Source organism: Oceanispirochaeta sp. M1 (assembly GCF_003346715.1).
Taxonomy (GTDB): domain Bacteria; phylum Spirochaetota; class Spirochaetia; order DSM-2461; family DSM-2461; genus Oceanispirochaeta.
Window position 1 is genome coordinate 1 of sequence record NZ_QQPQ01000033.1, and the last position, 17,845, is coordinate 17,845.

The following is a 17,845-nucleotide window of genomic DNA, read 5'->3' on the forward strand; positions in this document are numbered from 1 at the left end:
ATCTGAAATTGGTCTGTTGACCGGTGGTAAAACTTTCCTTAACTGTGATTCTCTGAATCCTAAACTGTATCTCATAATTGAATATCTCCTTAAAAAGTTGATGCTTCAACTATGTTGACACATAGGGTTCGGAAGCCAGTATATAGATCGTCTGAATCTCTTTGTCTTGAAACTCTGCCATCATAGATTCTCAATTTATCAGCTCTATCATCCCAACTACCACCATAAGCGTATACTTGTGATGAGAGATTATCATGGAAAACCCACTCTGCAACATTTCCACCCATATCATATAATCCCAATGTATTCTTACTGTCAGCACCCAACGACCCGACATCTGCGGTTGATTCTACTCCTGTCGAAATCCATGAACTGCCATTCCAATAATTACCATATACGCAAAAAGTATCATTGGAAGATTTTGCCGGTTCACTCCCCCCTAATGAAACATCGTCATAGGCTATTGTTGATCCACTGGGATTGTCATTATCATTGAAAAGGGGAAATCCAGGTAAGATAGTCTCAGGGTTAAAAGACCATTGATCATATGAACCATTATCAAATTGCTGTTTCTGGATTGAGGCTTGCAGAGAGTCTGTCCACCTGGCACTGATGAGCCACTCCTCTTTGAAGGGCAGGCGGAAACCATCGGCATCCGTATTGGGAAGCAGCGTATCACAAGCCATCCCATCATCACCTATAGAAGACTTTATTATTATATTATTTCTCTTATATACGGGTTCAAGATTCGAACCTGTATTGGCGTTATACCATTCAGTCAGGGCATTACACCAAACAATAGCCCCACGCCATGAGATATTGGTCACAGGATTATTTTTGTTGACTGAAGGAACCGTCCCAGATGTATTTGAACCAACTCGACCTCCTTCACAACCAAGATCCAGATCATAGCCATTGGCAACAGCCCATGTTCTAACAGTCCACCAGAGTTCGTAAGTGACCTCAGTCTCAGAGATCCAGAAAGGGTGTTTCCATTCTTCGATGTCGTTCCAAAAATAATCTAGACTATCAATACCCTCTGGTACATGAGTCATATTGAAACTGACATTATCTGCTGAATAATGTTGTATACCGGGATCATTAAACTCCCATTGAGCAAACAATCTCGCGTTACTATCCAGAATTATTTCATCACCAGGTCTTATCAGCTCTCCATTAATATAACCAAAGGGTGATTTGCTCCAGCCTGCAAATTGAAAACCGGCTTTACTGAGCTCTCCCGTATTATCAGGAGTGGTGTAATTTTCTGCTATCTGAACATAATCAATAGCAATAGGGATAGACCCTGATGTGTTTCCATTACCGTAATACTCAATAGAATATCCCTCTCTCCAGACAGGTTCAAAACTTAAACAGTTGCTATTATATAAAATCTCCTCAGTGAGCAAAATCTGGTCACCAAAATTATGAATGCCTGCTGTACTCAACCAGGCTGTCAGTACAGATCCAGGCTGCCTCAGTTTATAGGGATTACCCAAAACAGTAATTGTATCTCCAATTTGGTATTGTTGCCCGTCAATGGGTGGAGATCCTGACACAGAATTAGTACTGTAATAAGACACAGAATTGTATTGACCGGTTCCTGATTCATCACCCGAATCCATTTCACAGGAGAAAGTTAAGAAAATTAGAAATACCAGAAGAGCAAGCATTACTTTCTTCACCATTAGAAATCCACCTCATTATTATTAAATAAGATCAGCATATCCAGCTACCAGCATATATCGTGAAACTTGTATTCAATGATTTCAACATTTCAAAATCCATGATAAAATTTATTTACACGATCTACCGATATCATAGAAACTATGCCATGACTTATGATTATTTTCAAAATAACTTTAGTTAGTGTATGATCAATTCATATATTATTTATTGTTTGAGTTAAGGAATAATGTTTACTATAAAGAACTTATTCATATAATAATTTCTTAAGTATTAACTTTAGTATTATTCCTTGAGTGAGTAACAATCTAATTTAATAATAGGAATAAATAATGAACAAAGGATTGGAGATAACTCAAAAAAGGATTTCACTATTTATCTCTATTGTAGGTTTCCTGGTAGTGATTTTGAACATGACCACATTTACAATAATAAGAAAAATGAGTATCCAGGTGGCCCTTCTCTGAACTTTCAGTTTATGTAGTATTATTCTTTTCTTTAGCACTGTTTATCACTAGAAATTTTAAAACCCGGATTATCCAACTGATACAGATTTTTATACTATTTGCTAATGCAGCAATAGCAATAATTGATGGTTATGAAACGTTTAACGGAATTGGATTTGTAATCCTGTCTGTCGCTCTATGCTATAAATATGGCTACTTTAATAGACATGCCAGGTTGAAGCTCTTCCTCATTGGAATATTTGTAGTCTTATTCATTGAATTATCAGTATTTCTTAAACAAGACGTAAAACTTGGAATTGGCTTAAACTACATAATATATTTAATCTTTTTCTTATCATTCATTCATATTTCTTATACCGACGAAATAAGAAAAATACTGAAAATAGAAACAAAAGTTAATGAAAAAATAGAATCAATAGAAGAAGAACTACGCACGCTTACTTATGAATTGGAAGGATATCAGGCCATTGTCAAAGAGAAGGAAACAAGGATCAACAACCTTAATCATGATATCGAAAAGCTTAATGAGCCATGGACACCTATTGATCTTGGCAAGTATAAAATCTCTGAGCAGGAAGAACGAACCATTAGAGAACTTTGTCAAAATACTGAGCTGACTAATAAGGAAATTGCTGCAGCTTTGGGAGTAAAAGAAGGAACTATAAAACAAAATCTGAACAGAATTTATAAAAAACTTGGTGTTGCCAATAGACAGAAAACTATTGAATTATGTCAACAAAACTATTTAACACATCCACTCAAAAATTAGGATATTATGACTAAAATAAGTAATGAAGTTCATGCAATACAAATAAAAATATCTACATTTATAGCAATAGTCGGCTTCCTGGTCGCCTTATCTAACTTTATATTCATGGTCTATAGCGGTTTCTCAATAAGAGAAAGTTTATTAGGTAAGGAAGTATTTTTATTAGTTATATTTTCACTGTTTTTCTTAATACTAAGAAGGAAAACAAGCATATTGGTTTTATATCTTCAAGTACTGATAATCTATCTAAATGGAATTATAGCAATCCTAGATAACCATGAGGCATATAATGGATATGGCCTTATCATTATTGCCGTTTTGATGATGTATAAATATGGAATGCTGAAAAATCATGTTAGAACTAAAATTATATCAATTACTGTATCTATGATTTTTTTTATTGAATACTCATTTTACTTAAAGAGCAATTATTCCTTCGGACTTAGTTTTAACTATATTTTGTACTTTATATTCTTCTTTACAATTATCTATATACTTTATAATTCAGAAATCAATCGAATCCTTAAGATAGAAAAGAGTTTCAAGTCTGCAATTAATTCAAAAGAAAAGGAATTAGAATTACTGATAAACGACATAGTTGAATATAAAGAAATGATTAAGGAAAAGGAGCACAATATTTCTAAACTATACTCAGAAATTGAAATATTAACAGAACCATGGCAGCCAATTGATTTACAAAAATATAAAATATCAGAGCGGGAAGAATCTATCATAAAAGTCCTCTGTGAAAATACTGATTTATCCAATAAGGAAATTGCCGGACATCTAGAAATTAAGGAAGGAACCGTGAAACAAAATCTCAATAAAGTTTATAGAAAATTTGGAATATCAAGCAGACAAAAGTTAATTGAACTCTGTCAAAGTAATTATAAAAATCCTATTTATAAAATTACTCAAGATGTAGATTAAATTCTATAATATTATTATTCATCCTCCCTATTACGATATAAATGGAGAATTCACTTGAAAATCACAAGCATAATCTTTGACGTTGACGGAACCCTTCAGGATTTCAAAAAGGCTGAGATCCAGGCTCTTAAAGAGCTGCAGAGCTTTATGAAAGATAGTGCATCCTTTGATGATTTCATCTCCTCCTACCACAAGGTAAATGACAAAATATGGATTGAACTTGAAGAAGGACTTATTAAGGGGGATGTTCTAAAGCTGGAACGTTTCCGCCGTTTTGCAGAACTTAAACAATATGATGGTGACCCCGAGGAGCTCTCCGAGCATTATCTGACGGCCCTTGGAAAGGGTGCCTTTCCCCTTGAGGGAGCCACTGAACTTCTGGAACAGCTCAAGGGACAGTATCCCATGGCAGTAATCACCAATGGTCTGACAAAGGTCCAGGAGGCCCGCTTTGGGGCTCTGAATTATGAAAGTATATTCGATGCTCTGCTTATTTCAGAAAAAGAGGGTGTCAGCAAACCTGATGTAGAAATATTCAGGAGAGCCTGCAGGAAGATGGGAGTACCCATGGACAGATCAGTGCTGATGGTGGGTGACAGTCTGAGCTCAGATATCGGGGGGGGAATAGCTGCGGGATTACAGACCTGCTGGTATAACCCCGGTGGCTGGGAAAACCAGTCACCCCATAAGGCTGATTTCGAGATAAGAGAATTATCTGAATTGATTGAAATTCTGAAACCCTAGGTACAGCTGACCGAGAGACTGTCCAGATAGGAAATAGTCACAGAGACTGCCCCTGAGGGTTCAAACTTCTCTATCATGGCGATCTGAAAAGCAAAGGCTTCAATCAGGCTGAAGAGCTGATAGGCCGTCTCTTTGGCCGGGACCTTTCTGAACTCACCGGTTTTTATCCCTTTTCTGATAATGATTGAAAAAAGATAGATCAGGCCGACAGTCCTTTTCTCAATATCCCTGGAGTAGTCCTTACCCTGACGTTTCATCTGAAAAAGGAAGTCTGCCAGAGAGGAAAAGAAATCTCGTTTCCTGTAACTCTTCTCAATAATATCCCGGCAGATGAACTTCAGTTTTTCAAGCTCACTCTGGCCATTATCTACAATCAATCCCTTGTAATCGTGAAACATTCCTTCGGTCATCTGCTTAACAGCATAGTAGAAGATCTCTTCCTTATCTTTAAAGTAGAGGTATAGGGTGGGCCTGGAGATTCCGCAGCGGTCGGCAATATATGAGAGATTCGTATCCTGATATCCTTTCTGGGCAAATATTACAAATGCCCGTTTAAGGATTTCCTGTTTTCTTTTTTCGTGATCAATTATCTTCGGCATATATATAATTATAGCCTGTCCGGCACTATTTGACTATGACACTTTTTACATTTATGTTCGGGAAAATCACTGTTCTCAAATCAGAATAGATCCCATAAACATGGATAAAATACAATTATACTGCAGGATTCGTATTCTTTGGAAAGAGGCTCATCTATAATAGCTTTTAATAGTTCAGGAGAATAATAGATGAATAAAAAAGACTGGCTGCTTCTAACATTCCTTTCGCTTCTCTGGGGAGGATCATACTTCTTTGTTGAGATAGCACTTACAGCCCTGCCTATTTTCACTATTGTTTTTCTTCGGGTTTTTACCGGAGCCGCATTGTTACTCCTGTTCATATTCATAACAGGAAGGAAATTTCCAAGAGATAAAAAGGTCTGGTTCAGTCTCTTTGTTATGGGGATTCTGAACAATGTAATTCCCTTTACTATGATTGTAAGCGGACAGCAGTATATCAGCAGCGGATTCGCCTCTATCCTGATTGCGGCAACACCTTTCTTCACGGTTACGGCTGCTCATTTCCTGACAAAGGACGAGAAGATAAATGCCGGGAAAATAACGGGTGTGTTCTTCGGGGTTCTGGGTGTTTCGGTTCTTATCGGATTCGATTCACTAACCTGGGGATCAAATGAATTACTGGGAATCATCTTTATCTTAACCGCATCTCTCTCTTATTCCATTGCCGGGATCTGGGGGAAACGCTTTAAATCCATGAATATCGATCCGGTTATTACTTCCACAGGTCAGCTTATCTGCTCCTCATCAATCCTGCTCCCTGTTATGCTGATTATAGACAGGCCATGGAATCTCCCCCTTCCTCCTCTAGAGGTATGGGGAGCAATAATCGGGATTGCTTTATTCTCTACCTCTGTGGCCTACATTGTATACTTCAAGATCCTTTCTAATTCAGGAGCAACCAATGTTCTCCTTGTTACATTCCTGATTCCCATTGTAGCCGTAGTCCTGGGAGTCTTTTTATTGTCAGAAGATTTTAAGATGCAGTATATCTATGGAATGTTCATAATCGGAATAGGACTGCTTGCCATTGACGGACGCTTTATCCGGAAGGTAAAGGGCAGGATTAATGGTACAACATAAGAGCGATAAAACTCGAGAAAGAGCAGTGGGGATATTCGTTAATAAATAATTCTTAAGCTATGGATTGAGTGGATATAACAATACTCTCTTGATATAAGACTTCAGGATCTATATCTGCACCATTTGGCCATTCGATGGTATCAAATACTACATTTACAGAATTGAACAATCCAATATCTTTCAATTCAGAAAAGATACCAACTCCAAGATATGGTTTTACATCAAATTTCTTAATTGTATTATCTTCAAATGTTATCTGGAGCATATAATCAGCAAGAGGTTTTACATCTATTACAGCCTTATACATATTCACTCCTATTTAAGCGGATCAATTTTAAACGGGATTTCACCATTCTGGGCTAATCTCCAATCCGCCAATAATTCTTCTTTATGCAATTCAGCCCATGCTTCAATCAACTTTACTTGCCTTCTGGGTAAATTTCCTTCTGTCAATTCACATTTGCTGATATCAAAAACACCCTTTGAATCTTGATAGTAAGCATGAAAATGTGGTGGATTGTGTTCTTTCCGCCCCAAATACATTCTAATCACAATTCCAAAAAACATTGATAGCGTTGGCATAATACAAGTATAACAGGATATTTTGTAGAAGTCGAATATCTGGAGCTTACAACAATCCCTTTACCCGTCGGGGATTGAAGTTTTTCCTTCCCGATGATGCGGCCGGCAGCTGAGGAAGAGGCATGCAAAAAAAAAGGCCGGTCCCGGACAGGATCAGCCTTAAGTGCAGTTTCTTTTAGGGTTTGCCACGAAAGCACAACGTACTCGAGTGTGACATTATGTCAATAACAACTGCATTTAAAAGATTAACAATACTTAATATGCTGTAAGATCCACCTCCTTATCATAGTCGATGCCTTCTACATTGAATCCGTGAAGTTTTAGAAAATCCTCACGAAAACCTTTTATATCCGATAGCTCAGATATATTCTCTGTAGTGACCTGGTCCCATAATTCTGAGACCTCGCTCTGTACGTCCTCTCTCATTTCCCAGTCGTCTACACGGATACGTCCCTTATCATCTACGAGAACTCCTGCTCCCGGTTTGAGACGATCCGAGAAGAGGCGGTACATCTGTTCGATGCAGCCTTCGTGAATGCCCTTTTCCTTCATGACTCTGAAAAGCAGGGCCATATAGAGGGGCACGACGGGTATGACAGAACTGGCACGAGTAACCAGAGCTTTGTTGACAGACACAAAGGCCTGTCCGGATACATCTTTCAGCATAGATGTGAGTGAGGCTGCGCTGTTTTCCAGATCCTCTTTGGCCTTGCCGATGGTTCCTTCCCGATAAACAGGATAGGTTACGGCGGGGCCGATATAGGAATAGGATACGGTTCTGAAACCTTCGGCCAGGAGGCCTGCGGCTTTGAACTGTGATATCCAGCGCGCCCAGTCTTCACCGCCCATTACCTTTACGGTGGGGGCGATCTCTTCTTCTGCAGCAGGTTCAATTGTTACATCGCTTATTGCTGCAGTCATAAAATCCACGGACTGTGCCGTGTATGGTTTTCCAATTGGTTTGAGTACGGATCTGTAGGTCACTCCACTTTCGGGATCCCTACGGACGGGGGATGCCAGGGAGTAGATGATCATGTCCACCTGTCCCCAGTTTTCACCGATCCATGCGGCGGCTTCATCTTTGATGCCGTCTGAGAATGCATCACCGTCCAGGGTGTGGGACTTGATGCCTGCTTTAGCAGCGGCCTTGTCAAAGGCCCTATTGTTGTACCAGCCGGGGCTGGCAGATCTTTTGTCAGAGGGTCCTTTCTCAAAGGAAACACCGATGGTTTCAGAGCCGCCGGCAAAAGTGGCTGTGATGCGGGAGGCCAGACCGAATCCGGTTGAACATCCCACCACCAGGACTCTCCTGGGCATATCAATGCTGCCCTGGGACTTTACGTAATCTATCTGATTGAGGACTTCCTTCTCGCATCCCTCAGGATGGGAAGTAAGGCAGACGCCTCTCATAATTTTAGGTTCTAATATCATTTAGCTTTCCTTTTTCATGATACACATCCAGGATGCTTCGGCGGCCATTTCATCACCGACGAAGGCTTTTCCTTTCTGCTTGATCATCATTCCGCTGATTCTCTCATTAACGATTTCCATACGGACTTCATCACCGGGGCGAACCTGTCGGCGGAACTTGGCTTTTTCGATGGATGCCAGGAAGAAGAGGCCTTCTTCCTTGGTCTGTTGTTTGAGTCCCGCACCACCGCACTGTGCCATGGCCTCCACAAGGAGTACACCGGGAACTACGGGGTATTCCGGAAAATGCCCCCTAAAGAAAAAATCATCATCCGTGTATTTTCTATAACCTGTACAGCCCTCTTCAGACACATCTTCCAGACGGTCTACAAATAGAAAGGGGGCTCTATGGGGAAGGAGTTGTTCCATTTCTTTTGACATAAATTAATCCTTATACTTCTTAAAAATGATGGAGGCGTTGTGTCCGCCGAATCCAAGGGAGTCGCTTAATACGGTGTTAACTTCAGCATCAATTCCTGCTCCTGGTACATAGTCCAGATCACAGCCCTCATCGGGGTTCTCCAGGTTCAGTGTACCGGGGATAAATCCATTTTTGATAGCCAGCACGGAGACAATGGCTTCCACACCACCTGCACCACCGACCATATGTGCAGTCACTCCCTTGGAGGAAGAGACCTTCAGTTTATAGGCATGATCACCAAAGGCAAGCTTAATGGCCTTGGTTTCAATGGGGTCGTTAGTAGGAGTGGATGTTCCATGAGCATTTATATAATCAATATCTTCGGGCTTGAGTCCAGCATCATCCAGAGCGAGTGTCATGGAGGCAGCGGCACCAATTCCATCAGGGTCCGGTGCAGTGAGGTGCCCGGCATCACAGGTGGAGCCATAACCTACGAGCTCGGCATAGATGGGTGCGTTTCTTTTTTTGGCATGTTCCAGTTCTTCGAGAATCAGAACACCTGCACCTTCTCCCATGATAAATCCGTCACGGTCTTTGTCAAAGGGACGGCATGCCTTTTCCGGGGTTTCGTTATATTTGGTGGAGAGAGCCTGGATCTTGGAGAACCCTCCAATACTGAAAGAAGTGATGGCAGCTTCCATACCGCCGGTGAACATGCAGTCGACTCTTCCGCTTCTGATCAGATCAAGAGACTGGCCTACGGCATCGGTGGCACTGGCACAGGCAGTGGCTACAACAGTGGATGGTCCATGAAGTCCCAACTTGATGGAGACATTAGCAGGTCCTTCGTTACAGATCATCTTGGGAATGGTCATGGGAGCGATTCCCGAGGGACCTCTTTTAAAGAGCTGCATCATGTTTTCTTCGATAACTTCGAAGCCTCCGATTCCATTTCCCAGGCATACACCTGTTCTATAGGGGTCAAAGTTTCCTTCCTTGAGTCCTGCATCTTCGGCAGCCTGAACGGCAGATGCTACGGCAAAAACAGTGAAGCGGGCCATCTTACGGGCCTCTTTTCTGTCAATATATTGGGAAGGATCAAAATCTTTGACTTCTCCTGCAACTTTTGCAGCAAACCCTTCTGTATCAAAATGGGTTATGGGACCGATTCCGGTCTTGCCTTCTTTCAGGGATTTCCAGAAAGAGGGAATATCGTTTCCTGCGGGGTTAACTGTTCCCACTCCTGTAACTACTACACGTCTTTTCATATCTAAATACTCCTATCTCCAGCGTTAGACCGAGGGGGCCATACGAGTTTATTTACCAGTTCCAGCTTGTCCTGCAGGACTACATTACCATTCCGCCATCTACATTCAGGACCTGACCTGTGATGTAGGAGGCTCTGTCCGAAGCAAGAAACAGTACTGCTTCTGCTATATCACGTCCTGACCCTGTGTGGCCCAGAGGAATCTGCTTCTTTAGCTCATCCATTATCTTATCTCCCAGGTCCTTTGTCATATCGGTATCAATAAAACCGGGGGCGACAGCATTGACCCTTACACCTCTTGAAGAGACCTCTTTGGCAAGGCTCTTGGTGAGACCGATCATTCCGGCCTTGGATGCTGAGTAGTTGCACTGCCCACCGTTACCTGTTATTCCCACAACAGAACTCATATTGATAATGGAACCAGTTCTCTTACGGATCATCTGTGATGCCGCAATCCTGGAAATGATGAATGCACTTGTCAGATTGACCTGCATCACCTGTTCCCACTGCTCCAGACTCATACGAAAAATAAGACCATCACGGGTAATACCTGCATTGTTTACAACCACATCCAGGCCCTCTTTGGCCAGGGGTTCAACAATGGCTATCATCTGTGCTTCATCGGCAACATTACCCTGATGCCAGGTTACGCTGGCTTTGTTGGCAGTAGCCAGAGTCTCCATCTCTTCAATATGGGGACTGGGGCTGGTACTGATGAAGTGAACATCAGCACCTTCTTCCAGAAAAATTTTTACTATTTCCTTTCCAATACCCCGGGATCCGCCGGTAACCAGAACTTTCTTTCCCTTCATTATAAACCTCCTGCCCTAATGGGACAGTAATAAAATCTTAATTATATTCCGAAGCTCAGGCTCCGGCCATTCCTTTGAGAGCCTCAAGAGTTCCACATGCAGTGGCAGACTGCTCCATACCGGACTTCTTCCAGAGACCTGTCAGAACTGATCCGGGACCATTTTCGGCTACCCTGGTAATTCCGGATGTAGCAATATTCTTTTCGATCACCAGCCACTGTACGGGGCTGACCATCTGCTGAATACTGAGTTCTTTTGCTTCATCTGCTGTAGCGACAAGAGTTCCTGTTACATTGGAGTAGAAATCCTTTACAGGATCCGAGAATTTCAGGCCTCCCAGAAAATCTGCCAGGGCTTCTTTTCCGCCTGACAGCAGGGGTGTATGAAAGGGACCGGAGACCTTGAGAGGGATGACCCTTCTTGCTCCTGCTTCCTTGAGTGCGTTTTGAACTGATTCAATACCCGCCACTGTACCTGATATTACAACCTGTTTAGGACTATTGTTATTAGCAGCATAGACATTGGGAACATTCTGATTGGCAAGCACTGAAGCCACTGTTTCAAAGTCGAGGCCGATTACTGCGCCCATACCCACGTCACCATATTCCCTGATGACCTGAGCTCCCGTGGAGGCCATGATTTCGCCTCTTTTAGCAACCAGAGAGAATACTAAGTCCTCTGTCAGGATTCCTGCATCAACCATGGCGGAAAACTCACCCAGGCTGAACCCGGCTGTACATACAGACTGGATTCCCTCTTCATTCAGAGCTCGTCTGACTGAAAGGTTAACAAGGGAGACCGCGGTCTGTGTGTTCTGTGTATCCTTGAGATCTTCGGCACTTCCTTCAAAAAGAAGGGCCTTCATATCTTTACCGCAGATATCAGAGGCTTTCTCAAAAAGCTCTTTTACACATGCATATTCTTCCCAAAGATCTTTTCCCATTCCGGGAAACTGAGCACCCTGTCCGGAAAAAACAAAGGCTGTTTTAAATTCTACCATATAAAATAATTTCCTCCGTAACTTAAGCCTCCGCCGAAACCGACAGAGATTATTTTGTCACTCTTTTTAAACAGATTCTGCTCACTCATATCATGAAGGGCCATGGGGATGGTGGCTGCAGACGTATTGCCGTAATGCTGAACATTGACGAAAAACTTCTCTATAGGAATTCTCAGACGTTTGGATGCGGCCTGGATGATTCTCTGATTTGCCTGATGGGGAACAACCCAGTTCAGCTCTTCTTTACTGATTCCAGCCCGGTCCAGAAGGGATGTGATGGTCTCGCATATGACACGGACAGCAAACTCATAGACCCTTCTTCCGTCCATGGCCAGATACATATCTGCCGGATTACCAATCTTATCGATTGTCTCGGAAGTAAGAGGAGATTTTGAACCGCCTGCTTTAACAATAAGAGCATCCCAGCCTGATCCTTCGGAACGTAGTTTTGAAAACTGCAGGCCCCTGTCACTTTCATCTGATACAGAGACGACAGCCGCTCCTGCACCATCACCAAAAAGGACACATGTATTTCTGTCTTTCCAATTGACGATAGTGGAAAGCACTTCTGCACCTACCACGAGTACGTGATCACAGCTTCCCGCCTGTATAAATGAGCGTGCAGTCTCAAGGCCGTAGGTAAAACCACTGCAAGCTGCAGCCAGGTCAAAGGCTCCCGCAGCAGGAATGCCCAGGGCATCCTGAATAAGGCATGCCGTAGAGGGAAAAGCTTTATAATCCGGTGTTGATGTGGCAACGATGACCATACCTATGTCATCAGCTCCGAGTCCCGCATTTTTAATAGCGGTTCGGGAGGCTTCGATTCCCAGTGATGAACAGCTCTCTTCTTTGGAAGCCAGGTAACGATTTTCGATTCCCGTATGGGAACGGATCCACTCATCCGAGGTATCCACCCAGTTTGAGAGATCAGCATTACTGACCTTACGGCGGGGCAGAGCTTTACCCAGGCCGCTGATAATTGCACTTCGTGTTGCCAATGTCATAGATTTTATTATTTACATTTTTACTTAAAATGTCAATAACAGAAGGTTTTTTTGGTCTCTACTTCCTTTTTACAGCATTCTGAGAGTCAGGACTTACAATGTACTCCCTTCATTCCAGGCAAAAAAACATCGGGGCAATATTATTGCCCTGGTATTATAATGAAACTAAAGAGAAACCCCAGGATCAGTATTTTCCTGGAAGAGTATAAAACAACAAGGAGTAATCATGCTTAAACCGGGCGATGCAGTAGAAAACTTTACATTGGAAAATGATAAGGGCGAGAAAGTGAATCTTTCAGATTTCAAAGGACAGAAGGTTGTTGTGTACTTCTACCCCAGAGACGATACACCCGGCTGTACCGCAGAGGCCTGCAGCTTCCGTGATGAAATCAGTCAGTTTGCAGACATAAACACAGTAATCCTGGGGATCAGTAAGGACTCTGTTAAAAGCCATATGAAATTTATTGATAAATATGACCTTCCCTTTCAGCTGCTCAGTGATCCAGAAACAAAGGTGATTCAGCAATTCGGAGCATGGGGGGAGAAGAAAAACTACGGGAAGACTTATATGGGAATTATACGATCCACTTTCATCCTTGATGAAGAGGGAAAGGTTCTCTATACCTTTGATAAGGTAAAGACAAAGGATCACGCCCTGACTGTTCTTGAGGAAATTAAAAAATTTTAGGATCTATCAGAACTTAAACACTGCCGGACTGATCTGAGAACCGGCAGTGGCGGTCTCCGGACAAAAAAAAGATACAGTCTCAGCTCTTTCGATCAACTTGCTCAATCACAGGGCATAGAGTATCTTTGATGAATCGAGGGAGGAATGAATTTGATTTTATTCATTATGATGATCGGGATGGCAGCCGGCGGCGCTGCAGTAGTCTTTGTAAAAATAGGCACCATACATCCTGTGGCCCTGGCCTCTTACAGACTGCTCCTCTCATCTATTATTTTATTCCCCTGGTTTATAAAGGATATGAAAGCCAATGATCAGCCCTTCCGATTACGTCAGATCATACCTTCCCTTCTGCCCGGTGTTTTCCTGGCAGGCCATTTTATATTCTGGATAATCGGAGCCAGGATGATACCGGGAGCACAGGCTTCACTGATCACCACCATGAGTACAATGTTCATGCCTTTTTTAATGTACTTTATGATAAAAGAGAAAATCACAAGATGGGAACTCCTGGGCAGTCTCCTTGCCCTTACAGGCACATTCTATCTGGGGCTGAAAGACAGTAACTATGCGGTGGAATATCTTAAAGGCGACATTCTCTGTTTCATAAGCATGATTTTTGTCACCTTCTATCTGGCTTTTGCACGACGCTATAGAAAAAATACACGATTGTGGTTCTATATGGTTCCACTCTATATAACAGGTGGACTTGTCTGTTTTTTTATCGCCCTCTTCTCCGGAGCCGATATGATGCCCCGGAGCAATAATGATTGGATATCAATCCTGGGTCTGGCCGTTATCTGCACGGTGATAGGACACTCCATTAATAATTACGGAATGCGAAAACTCAGAGGACAGCTTGTGTCTCTTTTAAACCTGACACAGATTCTCTTTGCCTCATTCCTCTCATTTATTGTATTCGGAGAGATCCCTCCGGTTTATTTTTATCCCGCAGCCATTCTGATTCTGACAGGTCCCCTTATTGTCATCCTCATAGATCAGAAAAATAAAAAGCATGTACTGGAGAAAAGCAAGGCCTGATGAAAAAGAAGATGTTCAGATTATTGAAAAGCCGCAGCAATCACGACTGCAGCTGGTACAAGCTGGACAATGCCGGGAAAATATATCCCGCTCTTCTAAGCCGAAGAAACAGCAGTCTCTTCAGAATCAGCCTCAGCCTGAACGAAGCTGTATCACTGCCTCTCATATCACGTGCATTGAAAGATATTATGCCCCGTTTCCCATATTATCAGGTAAGCCTTAAATCCGGATTTTTCTGGTACTTTCTTGAGACCAATCCCAGACCACCCAGAGTAGAGGCAGATTCTCTCTATCCATGCATGAGAATGCCATTGAAAAAACGGGGAAGATTTCTCTTCAGAGTCAGGATCTATAAGAACCGTATAGCCCTGGAATTTTCACATATCCTGAGCGACGGAAACGGAGCCCTCACTTTATTGAAAACACTGACAGCCCAGTACCTCAGACTGAAGGGGCATAAAATTGAAGCCGATGAAGAGGCTGGAATTTTTGACCTGAATAAAGCAGCTGATCCTGAGGAATTCGAAGATGCCTTTCATAGTCATTTTGACAGGAAGATCCCCGAAGCCACGAGGGGAGCCAGAGCCTTTCATTTAAAAGGAAAGCTGCTGCCCCCCGGACAGTACAATGTAATCACAGGAATAATGTCTGTTAAGGAAGTGAAAGTTCAGTCAAAAAAATACGGAGTGAGCATCTCTGAATTTCTGATAGCCCAGCTCATCGCGGCCGTTCAGGACAAAATTGAGATTAATGGGATAAAGCATAGAAAGAAAATGCCCATCCGGATGAATGTTCCTGTAAACCTGAGAACACTCTTTCCCAGTAAATCCATGAGGAATTTCTTTCTGTCCGTAGAGCCCTGGATTGACCCCAGATTGGGGCATTATGAGTTTGAAGAGATTTGCGCCAAGGTACATCACTATATGCGCTATGAACTGGATCGGAAATTTCTCAGTCAGCAGATCACAAGAAATATGAAGGGAGAACTGAGTATTATCAACAGGCTTTTCCCCCTCCAATTTAAAAATCTGATATTGCCTTCCATCTACAAATTTATGGGAGAAAATAACTATACCAGCGGATTCAGTAATCTGGGACAGGTTAAGCTGCCCGAGAGTATGACCTCCCATGTACGGTCCTTCGATTTCTATTCCCCTCCCAGTACCGGGAATAGAGTCAAATGTACTGCCCTTAGTTATGGTGATGAACTGAGAGTTTCCTTCGGTAGTCTCATTGAAGAGACAGAACTGGAACGGCTCTTTTTTACGTCTTTACGGAAAAAGGATATTCGTGTGAGGATGGAAAGCAATCGTTTTTATTAATCCCTTTGGCCCTTAGGCCTTAACAGATTCAGCACCGGGGTAATGTTATGGCTCCGATAATGTAAAGAACATGATTGAATAAAAACAAGGAGTTAATAATGCCCTACTGTTCAAGATGCGGCGTAGAAGTACAGGCAGAAGCTGTAAAATGCCCTCTGTGCAATTCAGCTATTCAGAAATTCCTGGAAGATCCGGCTCCGGGCCGCAACTTTCCGGAAGATGAACTCATGATTCATCGTGCTCCCAGAATGAATAGAAAAGAGAGGATTCAGCTGGCTTCTGTGATATCGGCCTTCGGGATGTTAGTTCCCCTCTTGATCACAGTGGCTGTAGACCTGATGATAAACAGAGCGGTTACCTGGTCACTCTATCCGATTGTGTCTCTCAGCGGATGTCTGCTTATAGTTCTGTCAGCACTCTTCAACGGGCGTCATCCCGGTAAACTCATCTGGATAATCTTTCTCATTCTGCTGGGAACCCTGCAGACCATGGTGACTTTAAACCTCATTCCGGAAATATCAGGAAAGCTGGGTGGTCCGATTATCTTCTTCACTGCACTGTGCAGCCATATCACTGTTACAGCCTCCATAAGGGCAAAAAAAAGAGGCAGCAATATTGCCGCCTTTATTCTAATTGCCCTGGGACTGCTCTGTCTATTCACAGATCTGTGGCTTAATACAAACCTCTTGGGACAAAGCAGAGCCGGTTGGTCGCTAATAGTCCTGGCGGCTACACAGCCCATTTCGCTGATCCTCTTATATCTTCATTTCAGGAAAGCGAAGAACAGTCTGTTTAAAAAATATTTCCATATATAACAGAGCTGCTCAGTTTCCTTCGGAACAGAGCTCAGCAGTCATTATGCTGCTGAAGCTTACTCTTCGCCTGCAAAGCTTTTCTTTTTATCTATCTCTTTCTGAGTGGTAGTGATCTCTTTTTTAAGAATTTTGATCTCCTGCTTCCTGGCCAGGATTTCCTCTTCCAGAGTCTCAATCTTATGCTCCATATATTCCCGGTCGGTACTCAGTTTTTCAATATCTTTTCTGGCTTCCCATTTTTCGATACTCACATTGATCTGAATGGCGCTCTCAGTTAATAAATCAATTTTTGCAACGGCATCCTTGACCTCAGGGAGACTGAGCAGTTTTTCAGGAGTATCTCCTGTAACAGACTCACCCCATTTCCGAAGGGCTTCATCAAGACGCTCTCTTTCAACAACAATCTCTTTATCAAGAAACTCAATTCTCTTCTTGGCCCCTCTTGCTCCGCAGAGTTCCTTCAGTCTCTCTTTCAGAACAGTCCGCTCATTGTCTGCCTTCTCTTCATCAGCCACAAGGGCCTGCCACTCCTTATCCGCACGGAACCAGGGAGCCAGAAGGTCTGCATCTTTTGAAGATGCATCACCCTTGCCTGCTCCCATCAAAAGGGCATCAGTGAAACATTTCTGAAAGAGCTTTGTCTGAGAGCTCTCCATACTTTTCTTCTTATTCTTTAAAAGGGTCATTCTGCTGCGCTGCACAAGTCCCTTTAAAATATTCTTTTCACCGGCAGAACTTTCCACCTGAAAAAGTTCGGTTTCATTATCCCGAATTTTACTGATACTTTTAACCAATGGATCAAAAGCCTTTTTCCAGGGAACATCCAGATCCTGAGAATTCATCAGATGAAAGAGATCTTCTCCAAGAGTCTCCTGAAGCAAAGTCAGATTACTCTGAACCTTTGATCTCCGCTCCTTAAGATCCTCATCCTGATCTTTAAGTGTATCCAGGGTTTTAACGGCTTCATCAATTTCCTGAACCTGATGATCCATCAGGGAGATACGGCTATCAATCTCAAGTGCAGCAGACCTGTACTCCTGCATAAGACCTGATTCTGATTCGCTCTCTCCTTCATTCAGTAGAAAACGACCCAACTCCTGCCATACCGATTCTCTCTGACCGAGATTCTCGTTCATATCATTCCGGAGTTCTTCAATTTTCGGATCAATATCAGACATGTTGTCTCTCCT

General features: G+C 42.6%; 20 protein-coding genes. 9 read left to right on the plus strand and 11 right to left on the minus strand.

Going from position 1 to position 17,845, the window contains the following annotated elements:
* Positions 1-89 precede the first annotated feature (89 nt).
* On the minus strand, positions 90-1,688 hold the full coding sequence (locus DV872_RS19355) for an SUMF1/EgtB/PvdO family nonheme iron enzyme (RefSeq protein ID WP_114631612.1): 1,599 nt from the start codon (positions 1,686-1,688) through the stop codon (positions 90-92).
* A 330-nt stretch (positions 1,689-2,018) separates the two neighbouring features.
* Between DV872_RS19355 and DV872_RS27135 the strand changes: the two genes are divergently transcribed.
* The 4 genes from DV872_RS27135 (at position 2,019) to DV872_RS19370 (ending at position 4,596) form a co-directional block, all read left to right on the plus strand.
* Positions 2,019-2,153 carry a hypothetical protein gene (locus tag DV872_RS27135; RefSeq protein WP_255526110.1) on the plus strand — a complete coding sequence of 45 codons (135 nt, stop codon included), beginning with the start codon at positions 2,019-2,021 and terminating at the stop codon, positions 2,151-2,153.
* Between the two features lie 214 nt (positions 2,154-2,367).
* Complete coding sequence (locus DV872_RS19360) at positions 2,368-2,922, plus strand: helix-turn-helix transcriptional regulator (RefSeq protein ID WP_158547065.1); 555 nt, start codon at positions 2,368-2,370, stop codon at positions 2,920-2,922.
* Positions 2,923-2,928: 6 nt separating this feature from the next.
* Positions 2,929-3,852: a helix-turn-helix transcriptional regulator gene (locus DV872_RS19365; RefSeq protein ID WP_114631614.1), complete on the plus strand. Its 924-nt coding sequence runs from the start codon at positions 2,929-2,931 to the stop codon at positions 3,850-3,852.
* A gap of 54 nt (positions 3,853-3,906) precedes the next feature.
* On the plus strand, positions 3,907-4,596 hold the full coding sequence (locus DV872_RS19370) for a YjjG family noncanonical pyrimidine nucleotidase (protein WP_158547066.1): 690 nt from the start codon (positions 3,907-3,909) through the stop codon (positions 4,594-4,596).
* On the opposite strand, the gene DV872_RS19375 is transcribed toward DV872_RS19370, so the two are convergent.
* Positions 4,593-5,195: a TetR/AcrR family transcriptional regulator gene (locus DV872_RS19375; protein WP_114631616.1), complete on the minus strand. Its 603-nt coding sequence runs from the start codon at positions 5,193-5,195 to the stop codon at positions 4,593-4,595. The genes DV872_RS19370 and DV872_RS19375 overlap by 4 nt on opposite strands.
* A gap of 189 nt (positions 5,196-5,384) precedes the next feature.
* On the opposite strand from DV872_RS19375, the gene DV872_RS19380 reads away from it, so the two are divergent.
* Positions 5,385-6,296: a DMT family transporter gene (locus tag DV872_RS19380; protein WP_114631617.1), complete on the plus strand. Its 912-nt coding sequence runs from the start codon at positions 5,385-5,387 to the stop codon at positions 6,294-6,296.
* Positions 6,297-6,348: 52 nt separating this feature from the next.
* Here DV872_RS19380 and DV872_RS19385 read toward each other — a convergent pair whose 3' ends face one another.
* The 8 genes from DV872_RS19385 to DV872_RS19420 form a co-directional block, all read right to left on the minus strand.
* The gene (locus DV872_RS19385) at positions 6,349-6,603 is read right to left on the minus strand and encodes a DUF2442 domain-containing protein (RefSeq protein ID WP_114631618.1); all 255 of its coding nucleotides are present in this window, start codon (positions 6,601-6,603) and stop codon (positions 6,349-6,351) included.
* Positions 6,604-6,611: 8 nt separating this feature from the next.
* On the minus strand, positions 6,612-6,878 hold the full coding sequence (locus DV872_RS19390) for a DUF4160 domain-containing protein (RefSeq protein WP_114631619.1): 267 nt from the start codon (positions 6,876-6,878) through the stop codon (positions 6,612-6,614).
* A gap of 255 nt (positions 6,879-7,133) precedes the next feature.
* The gene (gene fabV, locus DV872_RS19395; RefSeq protein WP_114631620.1) at positions 7,134-8,309 is read right to left on the minus strand and encodes an enoyl-ACP reductase FabV; all 1,176 of its coding nucleotides are present in this window, start codon (positions 8,307-8,309) and stop codon (positions 7,134-7,136) included.
* Complete coding sequence (fabZ, locus tag DV872_RS19400; RefSeq protein WP_114631621.1) at positions 8,310-8,729, minus strand: 3-hydroxyacyl-ACP dehydratase FabZ; 420 nt, start codon at positions 8,727-8,729, stop codon at positions 8,310-8,312.
* Positions 8,730-8,732: 3 nt separating this feature from the next.
* Positions 8,733-9,977: a beta-ketoacyl-ACP synthase II gene (gene fabF, locus DV872_RS19405; protein WP_114631622.1), complete on the minus strand. Its 1,245-nt coding sequence runs from the start codon at positions 9,975-9,977 to the stop codon at positions 8,733-8,735.
* Between the two features lie 79 nt (positions 9,978-10,056).
* Entirely contained in the window at positions 10,057-10,788 is a 732-nt protein-coding gene (gene fabG / locus DV872_RS19410; protein WP_114631623.1) for a 3-oxoacyl-[acyl-carrier-protein] reductase, read from the minus strand.
* Positions 10,789-10,843: 55 nt separating this feature from the next.
* Complete coding sequence (gene fabD, locus DV872_RS19415; protein WP_114631624.1) at positions 10,844-11,788, minus strand: ACP S-malonyltransferase; 945 nt, start codon at positions 11,786-11,788, stop codon at positions 10,844-10,846.
* Entirely contained in the window at positions 11,782-12,792 is a 1,011-nt protein-coding gene (locus DV872_RS19420; RefSeq protein ID WP_114631625.1) for a beta-ketoacyl-ACP synthase III, read from the minus strand. The genes fabD and DV872_RS19420 overlap by 7 nt, the downstream gene beginning before the upstream one ends.
* 226 nt (positions 12,793-13,018) lie before the next feature.
* On the opposite strand from DV872_RS19420, the gene bcp reads away from it, so the two are divergent.
* From bcp to DV872_RS19440, 4 genes are all read left to right on the plus strand, one after another.
* Positions 13,019-13,480, plus strand: coding sequence for a thioredoxin-dependent thiol peroxidase (gene bcp, locus DV872_RS19425; protein WP_114631626.1), 462 nt, complete (start codon positions 13,019-13,021; stop codon positions 13,478-13,480).
* A gap of 150 nt (positions 13,481-13,630) precedes the next feature.
* Positions 13,631-14,518, plus strand: coding sequence for a DMT family transporter (locus DV872_RS19430; RefSeq protein ID WP_158547067.1), 888 nt, complete (start codon positions 13,631-13,633; stop codon positions 14,516-14,518).
* A complete protein-coding gene (locus DV872_RS19435) occupies positions 14,518-15,840 on the plus strand; it encodes a hypothetical protein (protein WP_114631628.1) in 1,323 nt (440 codons plus the stop codon). The genes DV872_RS19430 and DV872_RS19435 overlap by 1 nt, the downstream gene beginning before the upstream one ends.
* Before the next feature lie 98 nt (positions 15,841-15,938).
* Entirely contained in the window at positions 15,939-16,655 is a 717-nt protein-coding gene (locus tag DV872_RS19440; RefSeq protein WP_114631629.1) for a hypothetical protein, read from the plus strand.
* A 56-nt stretch (positions 16,656-16,711) separates the two neighbouring features.
* Here DV872_RS19440 and DV872_RS19445 read toward each other — a convergent pair whose 3' ends face one another.
* Positions 16,712-17,833, minus strand: a complete 1,122-nt coding sequence (locus DV872_RS19445; RefSeq protein WP_114631630.1) for a hypothetical protein — start codon at positions 17,831-17,833, stop codon at positions 16,712-16,714.
* Between the last annotated feature and the right edge of the window lie 12 nt (positions 17,834-17,845).